18 protein-coding genes and 1 tRNA gene are annotated in these 16,204 nt (G+C 55.9%); 9 read left to right on the top strand and 10 right to left on the bottom strand.

All coding sequences use genetic code 11. From position 1 onward, the window contains the following. Positions 1-57: 57 nt before the first annotated feature. Positions 58-537 carry a YqaA family protein gene (locus tag QMG27_RS02775; RefSeq protein ID WP_281812950.1) on the top strand — a complete coding sequence of 160 codons (480 nt, stop codon included), beginning with the start codon at positions 58-60 and terminating at the stop codon, positions 535-537. A gap of 51 nt (positions 538-588) precedes the next feature. On the opposite strand, the gene ychF is transcribed toward QMG27_RS02775, so the two are convergent. After that, positions 589-1,680: a redox-regulated ATPase YchF gene (gene ychF / locus QMG27_RS02770; RefSeq protein WP_281812948.1), complete on the bottom strand. Its 1,092-nt coding sequence runs from the start codon at positions 1,678-1,680 to the stop codon at positions 589-591. Positions 1,681-1,742: 62 nt separating this feature from the next. Between ychF and QMG27_RS02765 the strand changes: the two genes are divergently transcribed. Further along, positions 1,743-2,150, top strand: a complete 408-nt coding sequence (locus tag QMG27_RS02765; RefSeq protein ID WP_281812946.1) for a hypothetical protein — start codon at positions 1,743-1,745, stop codon at positions 2,148-2,150. Here the strand turns inward: QMG27_RS02765 and QMG27_RS02760 are convergent, their stop codons facing one another. Next, positions 2,151-3,098 carry an MOSC N-terminal beta barrel domain-containing protein gene (locus QMG27_RS02760; protein WP_281812943.1) on the bottom strand — a complete coding sequence of 316 codons (948 nt, stop codon included), beginning with the start codon at positions 3,096-3,098 and terminating at the stop codon, positions 2,151-2,153. 33 nt (positions 3,099-3,131) lie between these two features. Here QMG27_RS02760 and QMG27_RS02755 point away from each other — a divergent pair, with 33 nt between their 5' ends. The 7 genes from QMG27_RS02755 (at position 3,132) to QMG27_RS02725 (ending at position 9,629) form a co-directional block, all read left to right on the top strand. Next, positions 3,132-4,253, top strand: coding sequence for an FAD-dependent monooxygenase (locus QMG27_RS02755; RefSeq protein ID WP_281812940.1), 1,122 nt, complete (start codon positions 3,132-3,134; stop codon positions 4,251-4,253). Positions 4,254-4,331: 78 nt separating this feature from the next. Beyond that, positions 4,332-5,018: a DsbC family protein gene (locus QMG27_RS02750; protein ID WP_281814484.1), complete on the top strand. Its 687-nt coding sequence runs from the start codon at positions 4,332-4,334 to the stop codon at positions 5,016-5,018. A gap of 31 nt (positions 5,019-5,049) precedes the next feature. Continuing rightward, positions 5,050-5,502: a DUF3429 domain-containing protein gene (locus QMG27_RS02745; protein ID WP_281812937.1), complete on the top strand. Its 453-nt coding sequence runs from the start codon at positions 5,050-5,052 to the stop codon at positions 5,500-5,502. A gap of 5 nt (positions 5,503-5,507) precedes the next feature. Beyond that, on the top strand, positions 5,508-7,313 hold the full coding sequence (locus tag QMG27_RS02740; protein ID WP_281812935.1) for a peptidase M61: 1,806 nt from the start codon (positions 5,508-5,510) through the stop codon (positions 7,311-7,313). Positions 7,314-7,362: 49 nt separating this feature from the next. After that, positions 7,363-8,142 (top strand): enoyl-CoA hydratase, encoded by a 780-nt coding sequence (locus QMG27_RS02735; RefSeq protein WP_281812932.1) that lies wholly within the window; start codon positions 7,363-7,365, stop codon positions 8,140-8,142. 77 nt (positions 8,143-8,219) lie between these two features. Further along, a complete protein-coding gene (locus tag QMG27_RS02730) occupies positions 8,220-8,957 on the top strand; it encodes a TerC family protein (RefSeq protein ID WP_281812930.1) in 738 nt (245 codons plus the stop codon). 123 nt (positions 8,958-9,080) lie between these two features. After that, positions 9,081-9,629 carry a hypothetical protein gene (locus QMG27_RS02725; RefSeq protein WP_281812928.1) on the top strand — a complete coding sequence of 183 codons (549 nt, stop codon included), beginning with the start codon at positions 9,081-9,083 and terminating at the stop codon, positions 9,627-9,629. A 38-nt stretch (positions 9,630-9,667) separates the two neighbouring features. Here the strand turns inward: QMG27_RS02725 and QMG27_RS02720 are convergent. From QMG27_RS02720 to pal, 8 genes are all read right to left on the bottom strand, one after another. Then, positions 9,668-9,744 (bottom strand) — tRNA-Met (locus QMG27_RS02720). Between the two features lie 36 nt (positions 9,745-9,780). Continuing rightward, the gene (locus tag QMG27_RS02715; protein WP_281812926.1) at positions 9,781-10,695 is read right to left on the bottom strand and encodes a hypothetical protein; all 915 of its coding nucleotides are present in this window, start codon (positions 10,693-10,695) and stop codon (positions 9,781-9,783) included. A 6-nt stretch (positions 10,696-10,701) separates the two neighbouring features. After that, complete coding sequence (locus QMG27_RS02710; RefSeq protein ID WP_281812924.1) at positions 10,702-11,175, bottom strand: flavin reductase family protein; 474 nt, start codon at positions 11,173-11,175, stop codon at positions 10,702-10,704. A gap of 19 nt (positions 11,176-11,194) precedes the next feature. Beyond that, positions 11,195-12,379, bottom strand: coding sequence for an acetate/propionate family kinase (locus tag QMG27_RS02705; RefSeq protein ID WP_281812922.1), 1,185 nt, complete (start codon positions 12,377-12,379; stop codon positions 11,195-11,197). After that, on the bottom strand, positions 12,376-13,803 hold the full coding sequence (locus QMG27_RS02700) for a bifunctional enoyl-CoA hydratase/phosphate acetyltransferase (RefSeq protein WP_281812921.1): 1,428 nt from the start codon (positions 13,801-13,803) through the stop codon (positions 12,376-12,378). The genes QMG27_RS02705 and QMG27_RS02700 overlap by 4 nt, the downstream gene beginning before the upstream one ends. Positions 13,804-13,812: 9 nt before the next feature. Continuing rightward, positions 13,813-14,589: an enoyl-ACP reductase FabI gene (fabI, locus tag QMG27_RS02695; protein WP_281812918.1), complete on the bottom strand. Its 777-nt coding sequence runs from the start codon at positions 14,587-14,589 to the stop codon at positions 13,813-13,815. After that, positions 14,586-15,491 carry an NUDIX hydrolase gene (locus QMG27_RS02690; protein WP_281812915.1) on the bottom strand — a complete coding sequence of 302 codons (906 nt, stop codon included), beginning with the start codon at positions 15,489-15,491 and terminating at the stop codon, positions 14,586-14,588. Before QMG27_RS02690 ends, fabI begins: the two co-directional genes overlap by 4 nt. A 24-nt stretch (positions 15,492-15,515) precedes the next feature. Then, positions 15,516-16,004, bottom strand: coding sequence for a peptidoglycan-associated lipoprotein Pal (gene pal, locus QMG27_RS02685; protein ID WP_281812914.1), 489 nt, complete (start codon positions 16,002-16,004; stop codon positions 15,516-15,518). Between the last annotated feature and the right edge of the window lie 200 nt (positions 16,005-16,204).

Here is a 16,204-nt window from a genome sequence, read left to right as displayed (position 1 = left end):
GTAAGGCTTAGCGAAGAATTGAGCTAATTTACTAGCTGCGCTTACTACACTGCGAACATGGAAATTTGGATGCAATCTGTGCTCGCCGCCTTGGCCCTGCCCGAATACGGCCTGAGTACCGTGTTTGTGGTGTCGCTGGTCTCGGCCACCTTGCTGCCCATGGGCTCCGAGCCCGTGGTGTTTGGCTTGGTCAAACTCAACCCCGAACTGTTTTGGCCCGCCGTACTGGTGGCCACCGTGGGCAACACCATGGGCGGTGCTATCAGTTGGTGGATGGGCTACGAAGCCCATGTGCTGAGCGACAAAGTACGCCACACAGAAACCACAGGCCACGAAGCCCGTGCCCTGCGCTGGCTGCACGCCTTGGGGCCAAAGGCTTGCTTGCTGAGCTGGCTACCCGGCGTGGGCGACCCCCTGTGCGCCGTGGCCGGCTGGCTGCGCCTGCCCTTTTGGCCATGTGTGGCCTACATGGCGGTGGGTAAGTTTGCGCGGTATGTGGTGATGACGGCGGGGTTGATTTGGGTGTTTCCAAACTGAAACAAAAAAGCCGCTCACTGAGCGGCTTTCTCTTTGCTGCAAAGCAGTGACTTAAGACGAGAACAAGAAGTTCATCACGTCGCCGTCTTTCACCACGTATTCCTTGCCTTCAGCACGCATCTTGCCTGCGTCTTTGGCGCCTTGCTCACCCTTGAAGGCGATGAAGTCGTCAAACGAAATGGTTTGGGCGCGAATGTAGCCTTTTTCAAAGTCAGTGTGAATCACACCTGCGGCTTGCGGGCCGGTGTCGCCTTTGCGGATGGTCCAGGCGCGCACTTCCTTCACACCTGCGGTGAAGTAGGTTTGCAGGCCCAGCAGGTCGTAAGCAGCGCGGATCAGGCGGTTCAGGCCGGGCTCGTCCTGGCCCAACTCTTTGAGGAATTCCAAGCGGTCAGCGTCGTCCATCTCGGACAACTCGGCTTCGATCTTGGCGCAGATGGCCACCACGGGTGCGTTTTGCGCTTGGGCAAAGGCTTTGAGGCGGTCGAGGAAGGGGTTGTTCTCGAAGCCGTCTTCCGACACGTTGGCCACGAACATGGCGGGCTTGGCGGTGATGAGGAAAAACTGCTTGAGCTCGGCGCGCTCTTCTTTGCTGAAGTCGATGGTGCGCACGGGCTTAGTGTCGTTCAGTGCGGCTTGGCACTTTTCCAAAATCGCCAATTGCTTGGCAGCTTCTTTGTCGCCCGAGCGGGCAATTTTGTTAACGCGGTGAATGGCTTTTTCCACCGAAGCCAAGTCGGCCAAGCACAGCTCGGTTTGAATCACTTCGATGTCGGCAATCGGGTCGACCTTGTTGGCCACGTGAATCACGTTGGGGTCTTCAAAGCAACGCACCACGTTAACGATGGCGTCGGTCTCGCGGATGTGGGCCAAGAACTTGTTGCCCAAGCCTTCGCCTGTGCTGGCACCGGCCACCAGGCCAGCAATGTCCACAAATTCCACAATGGCGGGCACGATGCGCTCTGGCGTGATGATTTCAGCCAACTGAGCCAAACGTGGGTCAGGCACTTCGACCACGCCGGTGTTGGGCTCGATGGTGCAGAAGGGGTAATTCTCAGCCGCGATGCCCGCTTTGGTCAGGGCGTTGAACAGGGTGGATTTGCCAACGTTGGGCAAACCCACGATGCCGCATTTCAAACTCATAAAAATATCCTTGTAATTGGTGTAGATTGTAATGAGGCGGCTTAATCGCCTTGGACACCACGATGAATCACGCACACCGTTACGCATTTTTGGCAGCGCACGCGCTGCTGAGCGCCTGCTTGAGCTTGGGCGCACAAGCCCAAACCGAGGCGACGCCTCACAACGAACTTCAAGCCCGTTACCAACAAGACCTCGCCGAATGCGAAGCGCAGCAAGCCACACAAGACCTGGTCGCTTGCCGCCTAGAGGCACGCAACGCTTTGGCCGAAGCCAAGCGCAACCTGCTGAGCGACACCACCGCAAACTTGTTTGAAAAGAACCAACTCAAACGCTGCCGCGTGTTCAAAGGTGAAGACCGCGAGGCCTGCGAAGCCCGCGTACGCAACGAAGGCACGAGCACAGGCAGCGTGCAAAGTGGCGGCATTTTGCGCGAGGTGGTGCGGCCTGTGGCACCCAACCCTGGGCATTGATCAAAACGTCCAATCGGCACTGACGCGCTGGCCGACACGCAGCACATGCCCCACGCCTGCCGTGGGTATGCAGTTCATGCCAAACGTCAATGCACCGTTGACGCGTGGGTCTTGGCGATAGGCCTGCAAGGCATCATTGACTGCCGGATGTGTTTGCGCTGAGTCGGGGTCGATGTTGGGGATGGGGCAACGCGGACACGGCTTCACAGGTTTGAGCTGCACAAATTCACGCTGGCCATCAGGTTGCGTGTGAATCGTGACAGTACCAATGCGGTCTTCATCGTGTGGCAACACCGCTTGCGCGTGTGGTGCATCGCTGTCACCCAACACCACATTGGCGCGAAAGCGGCGCATGTCTACAGTCGCTTCACCCTTGGCTTGCAAGCGGGTGTTGAGTTCATCTAACGACGCTGTGCTGGCCACCAACACAGGAAAGCCATCGCTAAACTGGTTGAATGCAAGCTCACCTTGGGTCCACTGCGAGCTGCTTAGGCGCTGATGGTTGGCATCGAAACGTACCAGACGCAACGACCCCAAACTGCTGCCTAAAAAATCGGTCAACCATTGCGCCACAGCGGGCCCCATGTCGAAGGCGGGAACCTCGTCGTTCCACACACGCACTGGGCAGGGTGAGGCCGTCGCCTCAGCTGCAATCGCCAAATGCAATGCGGCCATGCCGTGTGCACGGAGCACCAGTTCGCTGACGCGCCCGTTTGCTTGCACCAGCTCTGGCTGAACCAAGGCCATGCGTGGCAGTTCGCGTTGGGTCACCATCTCTCCCTCGCTGTCCACCACCATCCAGGCACGGTCATAGGCCAAGCCCGTCGATGTGAGCACTGCCTGCTGCAGCGAAATGCCTGCACACGACTTGATGGGAAACACCCACAAAGCGGCAATGCGGGCCTGGAATTCGGCTTGCGAAGTGAGGGGCTGAAAGCTGGATGTCATGCGGCATTGTGCCGCCCTCCTACAATCGACTTCATGGCTCAAAAACTGGACGTTTGTATTCGTGGCGATGGCATGGTGGGACGCACCTTGGCCCTGCTGCTGGCCCGCCAAAAACTGCGTGTGGGCTTGGTCACTTCACCACCTAAAACCACGGAAGACGTTAGGGCTTACTCACTCAACAGCGCTTCTCGCGACTTACTCTCAGAACTTCGTTGCTGGCCCGACACCTTGCACGCCACCCCCGTGCAGCACATGCGTGTGTGGGGCGACGATGGCGGTTTTACCCACTTTGAAAGCCCCACGCCCGAGGGTCTGACTTGGATTGTGGACGTGCCCGTGCTCGAAGCCCAGTTGGCTGAAGCTGTGCGTTACCAAGCTGAAATTACGCTGCTGACCGCCCCCGAACCTGCAGCCTTGACGGTGGTGTGCGAAGGCCGCGCCAGCGCCACCCGCGCCGAGCTGGGGGTGAACTTTGAAGTGCTGCCCTACCAACAACACGCCGTGGCCGCCCGCGTGCGTTGCAGCACGCCGCACCGCCAGCAAGCGCTGCAATGGTTTCACCACGGCGCACAGGGCTTAGAAATTTTGGCGCTGCTACCCTTGGGCGGCGCGCAGGGCGACACCGCGAGCTTGGTGTGGTCGCTGCCCCCAGACCGTGCCAAAGACATGCTGGCCTTGAGCGCCGATGCGTTTGGCATTGCGCTTGAGAACGCCAGCAACGGGGTGCTTGGCCAAATTGAGCTCACCAGCGAACGCGCCATGTGGCCGCTGCAATTGGCCTGCGCCGACCGCTGGACAGGCAACTTTGTCGACGGCAGCGCTTGGGCATTGGCGGGCGATGCGGCGCACAACATCCACCCCCTAGCGGGCCTTGGCCTCAACCTCGGCTTGGCCGATGTCGCCGAGCTGGCAAATGTGCTGAAAGCCCGCGAAGCCAAAGACTACTGGCGCAGTGTGGGAGACCGCTACTTTTTGCGTCGCTACGAACGCGCACGCAAAGCTGACATGGTGCCCACATGGCTCGCTTGCGATGGCTTGCAACGCCTGTTCGCCCACCCCAACACCGGCGTGCAAGCGCTGCGCAACTGGGGCATGAATGGGTTCAACAACCTCGCACCTGTGAAGGCATGGGCAATGCAGCAAGCCATGGGCTAATGGCATTCATCGCACACATTTTTTGAAACGAAGCTACACATGCAACACACCCTCCGCGCATTCGCTGCCACCGCCTTGATGGCACTCAGCTTTTCCAGCGCCATGGCCCAAGGCCACGAAGCCACCATTCGCAAAAATCTGAGCGAGCGTATTCCGCAAATCCCCAAGATTGAAGAAATCACGCCCACGCCTTTGGCTGGCATTTACGAGCTGCGCCTAAGCACCAACGAGATTTACTACAGCGACGCTGCGGGCAATTACCTCATTCAAGGCAACTTGATTGACACCAAGAGCAAACGCAACATCACTGAAGAACGCGAAGCCAAACTGAGTGCCATTGATTTCAGTGCCTTGCCACTGAAAGACGCCATCACCATCGTGCATGGCAACGGCAAACGCAAACTCGCTGTATTTGAAGACCCCAACTGCGGCTACTGCAAGCGCTTCGAGCGCGACTTGGCGAAGGTCGACAACGTGACGGTGTATTTGTTTTTGATGCCGGTGCTCGGCCCAAGTTCGGTTGAAAAATCACGCAATGTGTGGTGCGCCAAAGACCCAGCCTCCGCTTGGAAAGACATGATGCAAAAAGACGTGGCACCTGCCGCTGCGCAATGCAACACTGCGGCGATTGACCGCAACTTAGACTTCGGTCGCAAATACAAAATCACGGGCACGCCCACACTGATCGCACAAGACGGCACCCGCGTGCCCGGCGCAATTGACAGCAGCAAAATTGAACGCTTGCTGGCTGAAGCAAGCAAATAATCCAAGCCAATCACCAAGAAACGAGTTCGCCATGGTTCACACACCGATTACCCCCGACAGCGATGCGGGTCAACTGATTCGACGCTTGGGCTACGCAGGCCTCATTCCCTTCGTGGTGTTGGCGCTGTTCATGTGGATCGTCACCCCAGAGGCGCATCCATACGTGGCCATTGCACTGAGTGCTTACGGTGCAACCATTGCATCGTTTCTAGGCGGCATCCACTGGGGCATTGGTCTGCGTCACAACGCACCGCAACGCAAACTGCACATGGTGTGGGGCGTGGTGCCTTCACTGGTGTCGTGGATCGCGGTCATCATGCCTGCGTATGCTGGCTTGCCTTTGCTGGCCCTGCTCTTGATCGCTTGCTATTTGGTCGACCGCAAAACTTGGCCCGAAGCAGGTTTGCGTGACTGGATGACCATGCGTTTTCGCTTGACCGTGGTGTCCACCTTGGCTTGTTTGCTCGGCGCTGCTGCAACTTAAAAACCATGCATTACCGCATTGAAGCCGCCGACCTGCACGCCCATTTGTATGGCGTGACGCTCACCATCGCACACCCTACTGCGAACCAACGCGTGTCGTTACCCGTGTGGATTGCCGGCAGCTACATGGTGCGCGAGTTTGCCAAGCAAATTACGGGCATCAGCGCACGCCAAGGTAAGCGCCATGTCGCTGTACATCAGCTAGACAAAGCCACTTGGTCAGTTGACTGCGAGGCAGACAAACCGCTCACGCTGCATTACCAAGTGCACGCGCACGACGATTCCGTGCGCACAGCGTGGCTGAGTGCGCAGCGCGGTTTTTTCAATGGCACGAGTTTGTGCTTGCAAGCTGAAGGTTTGGCCGATGTACCGCATCAGCTCGAACTCGTTGCTGAATCATTCAATGCGGCGGTAGACAAGCGCCACACCAACGCTGCGCCTGCCAAGTGGCAAGTCGCCACCGGCCTGACACCCGTCAAGATTGACCGTCAAGGTTTTGGCACTTATGTGGCTGCCAACTACGACGAGTTGGTGGACTGCCCCGTGGAGATGGGCACGTTTTGGAGCGGTAGCTTCAAAGCCTGCGGCATTGAACATCGCTTTGTGGTGGCGGGTACCACGCCCGCGTTTGACGGCGAGCGCTTGCTGCGCGACAGCCAAAAGATTTGCGAAACTGCCATTCGTTTTTGGCATGGCAACAAACGCTCAGCCACGCCCCACAAAAACTACGTGTTCATGCTCAACGCCGTGGCCGATGGTTATGGCGGCTTAGAGCACAGCAACTCCACCGCCCTCATTTGCAACCGCGCGGACTTGCCACGCTTGGACGATGGCAAGCCAAGCGAGGGCTACACCACATTGCTGGGCCTTATCAGCCATGAGTATTTCCACACATGGAATGTCAAGCGCTTGCGCCCTGCTGAGTTTGCGCGTTACGACTACCGCCAAGAGAACTACACCGAGCTGCTGTGGTTCTTTGAAGGCTTCACCAGCTACTATGACGACTTGCTGCTGCGTCGCGCTGGGCTGATTGATGATGCGCAGTATCTGAAGCTGCTCAACAAAACTATCAACCAAGTGTTGCAAACGCCCGGACGTGAGGTGCACAGCGTGGCGCAGTCGAGCTTTGAGGCGTGGACCAAGTACTACCGCCAAGACGCCAACAGCCCCAACCTCACCGTGAGCTACTACACCAAGGGCGCACTGGTGGCCTTGTGCCTAGACCTAAGCCTGCGCCAGCATGGCGTGAAAAACCACAGCGTGTCGCTGGACGATGTGATGCGTGCCTTGTGGGCACGTTGCTGCACTGGAAAACACGACGGCCCCATGACCGAGGCCGATGTGCTGACCGTGCTCAAAGAGCTCACGAGCCGCTCGTGGGCTGCTGAATTCAAAGCATGGGTGCACGGCACACGCGACTTGCCGTTAGAAAAACTCCTTGCCGCACACGGCGTGCAAGTGAAGCACGAGCCTGCGCAACTGGTGCAGCGCTTGGGCCTGCGCGTGACCGAAGACCACAGCGTGCAAATCAAAACCGTGCTCAACGGCGGTGCAGCACACAAAGCGGGCTTTGCACCTGGCGATGAATGGTTGGGCGTTGAGGTAGCAGGCAAATCACCCTCCGCTTGGCGACTGAAAAAACTCGACGACTTATCTCTGTACGCAGGCAGTGCAAAAAAAGTAACTGCCCTCGTCAGTCGTGACCGCCAATTGCTGCGCTTGAGCCTCACATTGCCCGACACCAAAACCAACAGCACCTGGCGTCTCATGCAGGACAACCCCAAACTCGTGGGCCGCTGGCTAGGCCTATAGTTGGGATAAGAATTTTCAAAACACATTTCACATTTTTGGGAGCCACCACATGAGCTACGAATTCATCACCGTCCACACCGAAGCCGACAAAGTGGGCGTCATCACCTTGCACCGCCCTAAGCAGCTCAATGCGCTCAACGCCGGTCTGATGATTGAACTGGGCCAAGCCCTCAAGGCCTTTGATGCTGACGAAGCCATCGGTTGCATGGTCATCACCGGCAGCGAGAAAGCCTTTGCCGCAGGTGCCGACATTGGCGCCATGGCCACCTACAGCTTTGCCGATGTGTACAAGAACGACTACATCACCCGCGACTGGGAAACCATTCGCACCATTCGCAAACCCGTCATCGCGGCCGTGAGCGGCTTTGCCTTGGGCGGTGGCTGCGAGCTGGCCATGATGTGCGACTTCATCATCGCCGCTGACAACGCCAAGTTTGGCCAACCCGAAATCAAACTCGGCGTCATCCCAGGTGCAGGTGGTACACAGCGTTTGCCACGCGCGGTGGGTAAATCCAAAGCGATGGACATGGCGCTCACCGGTCGCATGATGGATGCGGTCGAAGCCGAGCGTTCAGGCTTGGTCAGCCGCGTGGTGCCACTGGACAAACTGATGGAAGAAACTTTGGGCGCCGCCTTGGCCATTTGCAGCTTCTCGCAAATTGCTGCCATGGCCGCCAAAGAGTCGGTCAACCGTGCTTTTGAAGGCACGCTCTCTGATGGCGTGATGTTTGAGCGTCGCATGTTCCACGCGCTGTTTGCCACCGCCGACCAAAAAGAAGGCATGGATGCCTTCGTCAACAAGCGCCCGGCTGCTTTCAAGAACCAATAAGCCAAGCTAAAAGCCCACAGTTTGTGGACTTTTATGCGCTCGCTACCATGGGGCTCATCTGAATAAGAAAGTACCCCATGGAACTCTTGGCTGACCCACAAACGTGGATTGCTTTTGCCACGCTCACCGCCTTAGAGCTGGTGCTGGGCATTGACAACATCATCTTTATTTCCATCTTGGTGGACAAGCTGCCACCTGAAAAACGTGAGCTGGCACGTCGCATCGGTTTGTTCATGGCCATGTTCATGCGCATTGGTTTGTTGCTGTTGTTGTCCGTCATCGTGGGCTTGGTAGCACCGTTGTTCACAGTCTTTGGCCAAGACATTTCTGGCCGTGACCTGATTTTGATTTTGGGTGGTCTCTTCCTAATTTGGAAAAGCACGGGCGAAATTCACCAATCATTGGAAGGCGAAGAAGAACACGGCAACAGTGCAGTCGCAAACACCATGGCTTCAGTCATCTTGCAAATCATGGTCATTGACTTGGTGTTCTCACTCGACTCCATCATCACGGCTGTCGGCATGGTGGATGAAGTGGCCATCATGATTGCCGCCGTGATTACCTCTGTTGGTTTGATGATGGCGTTTGCCTCTGGCATTGGTCGGTTTGTGTCGAACCATCCTTCCATCAAGATGCTGGCCCTCACCTTCTTGGTTGTGGTGGGTGTGGTGCTGATGGCCGAAGGTTTGGGGCATCACATTCCTAAGGGCTATATTTACTTTGCCATGGCGTTCTCGGTCATTGTTGAGATGCTCAACATACGCTTTCGTAAGCGTGCACAGAAGGTGGTGCAATTGCATCAAAGCACGCCCTGAGCTAGACCAAAAGCTCTATAGACAAGCCCTCACCTGTTATCACTAAAATCGTCATGAATTTGAATACAAATCAACCCCTTCATGACAAGTACACAAACAGACTCACCCAGCGTGAGCTTAGCCATGCAAGCATGGCTTGTGCTGGCATGCGGGATTGCTTATTTCTACGCTTTTCAGCTCAATAGCTACTGGTTTAACCACTGGCTCGAGTTCTCGCCCGGTGCCAATTGGATTTTTATTCCCAGCGGCTTACGTTTGCTGTTTGTGCTCGTGCTGGCTACCACTGGCGCAGCGGGAATTGCCATCAGCTCGGTCGCCATCAATTACAGCTTTGGTGACCCCAATGCACATGTGTTCAATGTGGTGACTGGGCTCATCTCTGGTGCAGCGCCATGTCTGGCCCGATACCTGTGCATCACGTCGCTTCATCTTGACACCCAGTTGAGCAATTTAACGAGTCGTACCTTTTTAAAGGTGTCCGTTTTGTTTGCCCTCGTGAATGCACTGATGCATCAAACTTGGTATCACTGGATCGGTCACACTCACACCTTTGTCTCCAGTACAGCAGTCATGGCGTTAGGAGACTGGCTAGGCACAGTCCTTGTTTTAGCAACAGCCAGCCTATTCGTTCGGCTATATAAATTGCTAAGTGTTTCCGCAGATAAACCATGAAAAAACCCCACCATGTTGCCATGATGGGGTTTTCAATTTGGTGGTGGTAGCGGGATTTGAACCTGCGACATCAGCATTATGAATGCTGCGCTCTAACCAACTGAGCTATACCACCGAACAGGCCAAGATTGTAAACCATTTTGCAGGCCACTTACTCGAGCACCTTGAACATCAAGGCTGAGAAAAAGCCGACCAATGTGGCTAAGCCTACCCAGTTGGGCGGGGCCAAGTGGGCCGCCTCAGGCAACATGGCCGCACAAATCATGGTGAGCATGGCGCCAGCAGCGACACCCTCAATAAAGACCATGGAAGCATGCGGTACCCACTCGCCCATCACGGCGCCTAACGCAGCGCTCAAGCCTGTCATGAGCACCAAAGACAGCCACATCCCCAGAATGCGTTGAACGCTCATGCCCTGCATGCGCATTTGCGCCGAGCTCGACAAGGCCTCAGGCAAGTTAGACAAAAACAAGCCTGCCAACAAGGTATAGGGCAGCACATCCCAAAAGGCTACTGGGGTGCCTGCTTGGACATGCGCCACCACCGTGGCCATGAGTACTGTGCCAACCACAAAACTCTCGGGCAGCCCATCCAGCAAATTACCCAACCAAATAGCCACCGCCGCATTGCCGTGCGCATCGTGCTTTTGTTTGAGCTCTTGAGCCGTGGGCAAGGGTGGCGTGTGCTGCTGGGACAAATGCGCTCGCTCCATCATGATTTTCGAAATCAGAGAGGCCGTTTTGCGCAAATAGCCGCCGTGCTCGATCAACACCCAATCGAGCGCCACAAAAAGAAAGCCTCCTACCAAAGCCCCTGCGACCAAGTGAAAGAAGTTACGAATCTCGTTCACCCTGATCTCGGGCGAGCTCGCGTGCATGAACGCATCGATGGAAGGCGCCACCAACTCAATGGCCAACGCAGACAGCAAAGCGCCCGCACCAAAAGCAGCCATCAGCCCAACGACGCGTTTGGACATCTTGAAGTAAATCCCAAGCAAAGCACCGATGATCAAGGAAACCGAACACATGGCGCCAAGCGTGAATGCCCAAACGATGTAGATATCCATCTGACTTTAATCTTCTTCTAGTGGTGCAAGCACACCAAAACTGCGCTGCGCATAGGCCAACCCATGACCAGCCTGCACGCCAAAGTCAAGCACTTCGCCAATCAAAATGTCATGATCACCAGCCGACACCACTTGGGCGATGCGGCAATCAAACCAAGCAATGACCCCCGCTAAACGAGGATGCTGATTGAGGCCGCGCACCAATGCTTGCTCTGTGAATCGATCGTGTTGCGAACCTTGTGCAAACTTGAGTGCCAAATCTTTTTGCTGTGCACCAAGCACGTTGACCATGTAGCCACCGGCATTCACAAAAGCCGCATGACTGAGTGAGCTTTTGCGCACACTCCACAACACCATGGCGGGGTCGAGCGACACGGTATTGAATGAGTTGCAAGTCATGCCCCAGTCTTGTCCCTGGGTGTGTGCGGTCACAACAGTCACGCCTGTGGTGAAGCAACTCATCGCGTCTTTGATGTTCACGCCGTACTTTCAGATGTATTTATAAAAACGCGAGTGCGTCTTGTGCAGCCACACGGCCTTCGTCGGTGGGAACCACCCAGACCTCAACGGCACTATTGTCGGCATGAATCGAAGCCACGTTGTCGCCTGCGGCTTTTGCGTTGCGCGCGCTGTCCACTTGGACACCAAGGTAGTTCAGTGCATCACCAACCTGTTGGCGCAAGACTGCATCATGCTCACCAATGCCACCCGTGAAGGCAAGCACGTCCAAACCGCCAATGCTGGCGCTCAAAGCACCCACTTCGCGCACCACACGGTGGGCAAACAAATCGGTGGCAAAGCACGCCACTTCAGATTTAGAGGCGCGCAAGGTGCGCATATCAGCGCTCTCACCCGACACCCCCAGCAAACCACTTTGTTTGTAGAGTAATTTTTGAATGGCGTCGTGGCTCCAGCCCTGTTCCATCAAATACAGCAACACACCGGGGTCAAGCGCGCCACTGCGTGTGCCCATCATCAAACCATCTAGCGCAGAGAAGCCCATGGTGGTGGCTCGGCTTTGATGAGCCGTCGTGGCACACACGCTAGCACCATTGCCTAGGTGCGCCATCACCACACGACCGAGCGAGCGCGGCACCTCGCGTTGCAACACCTGACTCACGTATTGGTAGGAAAGGCCGTGAAAACCGTAGCGACGCACGCCTTGTTCGGTCAGTTTTCGATCAATGGCAAAAGTGGTCTCCAGTGGTGACAACGTGCGATGAAACGCGGTGTCAAAACAGGCCACCTGTGGCACATCGGGGAATGACTCTGCAAAAGCGCTGATACCGGCCAAGTTGTGCGGTTGGTGCAAGGGCGCGAGGGCGTTGAGTGTGGCGAGTTTCGCCATCACCTCAGGCGTGACGCGCACGCTGCTGCTGTAGTACGCACCCCCATGCACCACACGGTGTGCGATGGCCTGTACGCGCAAATGTGCAAAGTGTGAGGCCAGTAAAGACTTGAGCGTCTGCAGTGCAGCGTCAAAGACATCTTGTGCAGGCTGCACGGCAATGTCGGCAGATTGTTTCGCTTCGCCTGTCGCACAAAAGCTGATACGAGGTTGACCCGATGGTTCTAAGCCCTCAATGTTGCCTGTGACTTCAGCCTCACCTATGCCCGCACCTGCCATTGGGTACAGCGCAAACTTGAGGCTCGACGAGCCCGCGTTGACAGACAAGATACTCATGCGGGATGCGTGCGGTAGTGATGGGCAATGAGCTTGGCCAACAATGCCGAAGCGCTGCGTGTGGTGGCCGTGTCCGCACGACTGGTCAACGCAATTGGCACGCGTGCACCCAACACCACACCAGAGCCAGAGGCGCCTGCCAAGTATTCCAACTGTTTGGCCATCATGTTGCCGGACTCCAAATCAGGCGCCATCAAGATGTCGGCATCCCCTGCGACCGCCGAAGCGATGTGTTTGATTTGCGCGGCGTGGCTAGACACAGCGTTGTCAAACGCAAGTGGTCCATCCAACAGGCCGCCTTTGATTTGCCCACGATCGGCCATCTTGCACAAGGCGGCGGCATCGAGTGTGGAGGGAATGCTGGGGTTGACGGTTTCCACGGCAGACAACACAGCCACCTTGGGCTGAGACACGCCCATGATTTGCGCAAACAAAATTGCGTTTTGAACGATGTCCGCCTTCTCGGACAAAGTGGGCGCGATGTTGAGCGCTGCGTCGGTGATGTACAGCGGTTTGGGGTACATCGGGGCTTCAAAGCGAAACACATGTGACATGCGTCGACCTGTGCGCAAGCCTTTTTGAGACACGACTGCATGAATCAGCTCGTCTGTGTGCAAGCTGCCTTTCATCAAGGCTTCTAGCTTTTTGTCAGCTGCCATTTGTGCGGCCACTTCGGCAGCTGCATGGCTGTGCTCAACATCAATCACCTCTATGCCAGTCAAATCAATACCCGCATCGGCAGCGACCGCGCGGAGTTTTTTCTCAGGGGCAATGAGCACTGCTTGAATCAGCTTGGCATGGTGGGCATCCATCGCACCTTGCAAAGAGTCTGCATCGCACGGATGCACCACACCGCAGCGCACAGGCTCAAGTGCAGCGCCAAGCGCCAGCAAGTTGGCATGGCGTTGCTCTGGGTCAAACAAGCTGATGTGCGGCGCGTGAATGCGCGGCATGCGCAGCTTTTCGGTCGGAGCCATCACTTTGGCCACGCCGTACAACACACGCTCGCCTTTTTGGTTCACCAAAGAGCAATCGAGCTCCACTGTTTTTTTGTCGTCGTGTTTGGCTGTGCAAGTCACCGTCACGTTCAGGGTGTCTCCCACACGCACGGGACGACTGAAGTGAAGGTTTTGCTCCAAGTAAATCGTGCCGGGGCCCGGAAACACCGTACCCAAGACCGTACTGATGAGCGAACCGCCCCACATGCCGTGACCGATCACGCCATGAAATAAGGTGGCGTTCGCATATTCAGGGTCAAGATGTGCGGGGTTGGTGTCGCCCGACACTGCGGCAAATGCTTGGATATCCGCGACTGTGAGCGTACGTACCATGCGTGCGACTTGCCCCACCACGATGTCGCTGTAAGGGTAATTTTCAAGCCACTCGTTGTTGGGGTCGTTGGTGGTTTCGGTGATGTCGTTCATCTGTGCTCTTCAGTTCACGGCGTGGCTGCCGGCATCTACATAAATGGTTTGACCCGTCATGCCGCTGGCGGCATCGGTGCACAAGAAAGTGCTGAGGTTGGCAATTTCCTCGAGCGTGACCAAGCGACCCAAGGGCGCTTTGGCAATGTTGTTTTGCATCAGTGTGTCAAACGCTTCAATGCCAGAAGCCGCGCGCGTGAGGATAGGGCCAGGCGATACCGCGTGGACACGCACGCCTTGCGACCCCAACTCCAAGGCCATGTAACGCACCAGCGATTCAAGTGCTGCTTTCACAGGCCCCATCAAACCGTAGTGCGGCACTGCCTCGTCGGCCCCCAAATAAGACATGGTGACCATGCTACCGCCCTGCCTCATATGCGGCGCACACAGCTTCGCCAGCGTGGCAAACGAGTGACACGACACTTCCATCGCACGCGCAAAACCAGTGCTGGAGCTGTCAATCACACGGCCATGCAAATCCTGTAAAGGGGCCCAAGCAATGGAGTGAATCACAAAGTCCAAACGGCCTAACTTGTTGGCTGCATAGGCCACCAGTTTTTCCAGTTCTTCAGGTGTTTCAATGTTGCAGGTTTGCAAGTCCATGCCTAAAGGCTGCGTAAAGGGTTCGACATACGCACGCGCTTTGTCGTTCAAACATGAGGCCACCACCTCAGCCCCCATGGCCTGTGCTTGACGCGCACAGCCCCATGCAATGCTGTGCTCATTGGCCAAGCCAAGCACCAGACCTTTTTTGCCTTGCAAATCAAAGGCGGACAACTGGTTCATAAAAATTCCTCAAACCCACCGATGGGTTCAAAACGTCCCGCCACAAAACGCAAACGCGTCGGGCCGGGCATGGCACGCTGAGCCACCGAGTGACGTGGGTCACCGGGGTAACACAGATTGCGCAAACCATCTTCATCAAAGGCCTCAGGCAAGACCACAGGCGGTGTCTGCGCCTTGGCGGCGGCCAAGACTTCGCGCGTGTGCGCATACGGCAAAAGCGACACCAAAGTCATGATTTGTGGTGGCGCCAGCGGCACCTCTCCTGCCCAATAGCGTTGAAGCGCATCCATGGGCGTGTGCCACACGCTGTCAATGGCCTCAACGTTGTCGTGAATGGGGTACTGCCCCTCAGGCAACACCGCCATAAAAAAACGGGTGTCAAAACGTTTATTGGTCACCGAGGGTTGAATCGGCGTGATCCAACGTGACCACGGAGCCAACTGCTGCGTGTCCACGCACAAACCAGCGCTGTGCAACACGTTGGCGAATGACGCCCCGCCATGCAGGGCATGCTGCCATTGCTGGCGTTGCGTTGCACCGTGCACATCTTGAGCCGAAGCGACGGTCGTACCTACACGAGCATACAACACACCACACTCCTCGAGTACTTCACGCACAGCGGCCACATACAAACCTACCGCGGTGTGCACAGGCAAATCAGGCTCACCCAATGTGTGGTGCAGGGCCTGCGGTGAGGCATCTAAGTAGCGATGCAGATCGGGGGTGCAATCCGCCTCATCCAATTTGCCACCCGGAAAAACATAAACGCCGCCCAACACAGCCGAGGCTGTATGGCGGCGTAGCAAAAAGACCTGTAGACCTTTTTGGGGCTCATCACGTAACAACACCACCGTGGCCGAAGCCCTCGGTGGTGTTGTCACGATTTCGCTGTTAAGTTGCATCAACCGCAGCGATAAATCCGGAAATCACTTACCCGTGTAAGCCACATCTGCGCGGCGGTTTTGGGCCCATGCAGCTTCGTCATGGCCTTCAGCTTTTGGCTTTTCGCTGCCAAAGCTCACAGGCTCAACTTGGCCGTCTTTCACACCATAAGCCTTCAAACCACGCGCCACAGCTTCAGCACGCTTTTGGCCCAAAGCCAAGTTGTATTCGCGGCCACCGCGCTCGTCAGCATTGCCTTCGATGCGAACTTTCAGCGCAGCGTTAGCTGCCAAGTACTTGCCTTGACGCTCAACCACGCCAGCTTGGTCTGCCTTGATGTCGAACTGATCGAAGCCAAAGTAAACGCTGCGCTCTTTAGAAATGGCGCTGTTGGGGTTCAAATGGTCTGCTACAACAGCTGCGACAGAAGAAGATGCTTTGGCATCAGACACATTGTCGAGTTTGGTTGAGCTACATGCAGACAAGAGAGCAACAGACACGATAGACAAGAGAGCAATGAGACGTTTGGACATGAGAAGTTTCAGGTTGTAAAAATTGACCCTTAGATTTTAACGGATCGACCGCTCACAGCTTTTCAATGGCAAAAGTGTTGTTTTTTTTGACACTTTATTAAATTCTTTTGAAAATCAACAACTTAAGTAATTTTCTTAATTTCGATTCTTTATTTAATCGAAGATAAATTAAAAGTATTCAAATAAAGGTAAAAAGCGGT

Origin of the sequence: Limnohabitans sp. MORI2, from assembly GCF_027925025.1 — a bacterium.
GTDB lineage: Bacteria > Pseudomonadota > Gammaproteobacteria > Burkholderiales > Burkholderiaceae_C > Limnohabitans.
The sequence above is the reverse complement of the archived record's forward strand: the minus strand, read 5'-3'. Positions and strand labels throughout refer to the sequence as shown.

Coding starts and splice junctions, on each gene's coding strand:
- QMG27_RS02775 (WP_281812950.1), top strand. CDS start 58: ATGGAAATTTGGATGCAATCTGTGCTCGCCGCCTTGGCCCTGCCCGAA.
- ychF (WP_281812948.1), bottom strand. CDS start 1,680: ATGAGTTTGAAATGCGGCATCGTGGGTTTGCCCAACGTTGGCAAATCC.
- QMG27_RS02765 (WP_281812946.1), top strand. CDS start 1,743: ATGAATCACGCACACCGTTACGCATTTTTGGCAGCGCACGCGCTGCTG.
- QMG27_RS02760 (WP_281812943.1), bottom strand. CDS start 3,098: ATGACATCCAGCTTTCAGCCCCTCACTTCGCAAGCCGAATTCCAGGCC.
- QMG27_RS02755 (WP_281812940.1), top strand. CDS start 3,132: ATGGCTCAAAAACTGGACGTTTGTATTCGTGGCGATGGCATGGTGGGA.
- QMG27_RS02750 (WP_281814484.1), top strand. CDS start 4,332: ATGGCACTCAGCTTTTCCAGCGCCATGGCCCAAGGCCACGAAGCCACC.
- QMG27_RS02745 (WP_281812937.1), top strand. CDS start 5,050: ATGGTTCACACACCGATTACCCCCGACAGCGATGCGGGTCAACTGATT.
- QMG27_RS02740 (WP_281812935.1), top strand. CDS start 5,508: ATGCATTACCGCATTGAAGCCGCCGACCTGCACGCCCATTTGTATGGC.
- QMG27_RS02735 (WP_281812932.1), top strand. CDS start 7,363: ATGAGCTACGAATTCATCACCGTCCACACCGAAGCCGACAAAGTGGGC.
- QMG27_RS02730 (WP_281812930.1), top strand. CDS start 8,220: ATGGAACTCTTGGCTGACCCACAAACGTGGATTGCTTTTGCCACGCTC.
- QMG27_RS02725 (WP_281812928.1), top strand. CDS start 9,081: ATGCAAGCATGGCTTGTGCTGGCATGCGGGATTGCTTATTTCTACGCT.
- QMG27_RS02715 (WP_281812926.1), bottom strand. CDS start 10,695: ATGGATATCTACATCGTTTGGGCATTCACGCTTGGCGCCATGTGTTCG.
- QMG27_RS02705 (WP_281812922.1), bottom strand. CDS start 12,379: ATGAGTATCTTGTCTGTCAACGCGGGCTCGTCGAGCCTCAAGTTTGCG.
- QMG27_RS02700 (WP_281812921.1), bottom strand. CDS start 13,803: ATGAACGACATCACCGAAACCACCAACGACCCCAACAACGAGTGGCTT.
- fabI (WP_281812918.1), bottom strand. CDS start 14,589: ATGAACCAGTTGTCCGCCTTTGATTTGCAAGGCAAAAAAGGTCTGGTG.
- QMG27_RS02690 (WP_281812915.1), bottom strand. CDS start 15,491: ATGCAACTTAACAGCGAAATCGTGACAACACCACCGAGGGCTTCGGCC.
- pal (WP_281812914.1), bottom strand. CDS start 16,004: ATGTCCAAACGTCTCATTGCTCTCTTGTCTATCGTGTCTGTTGCTCTC.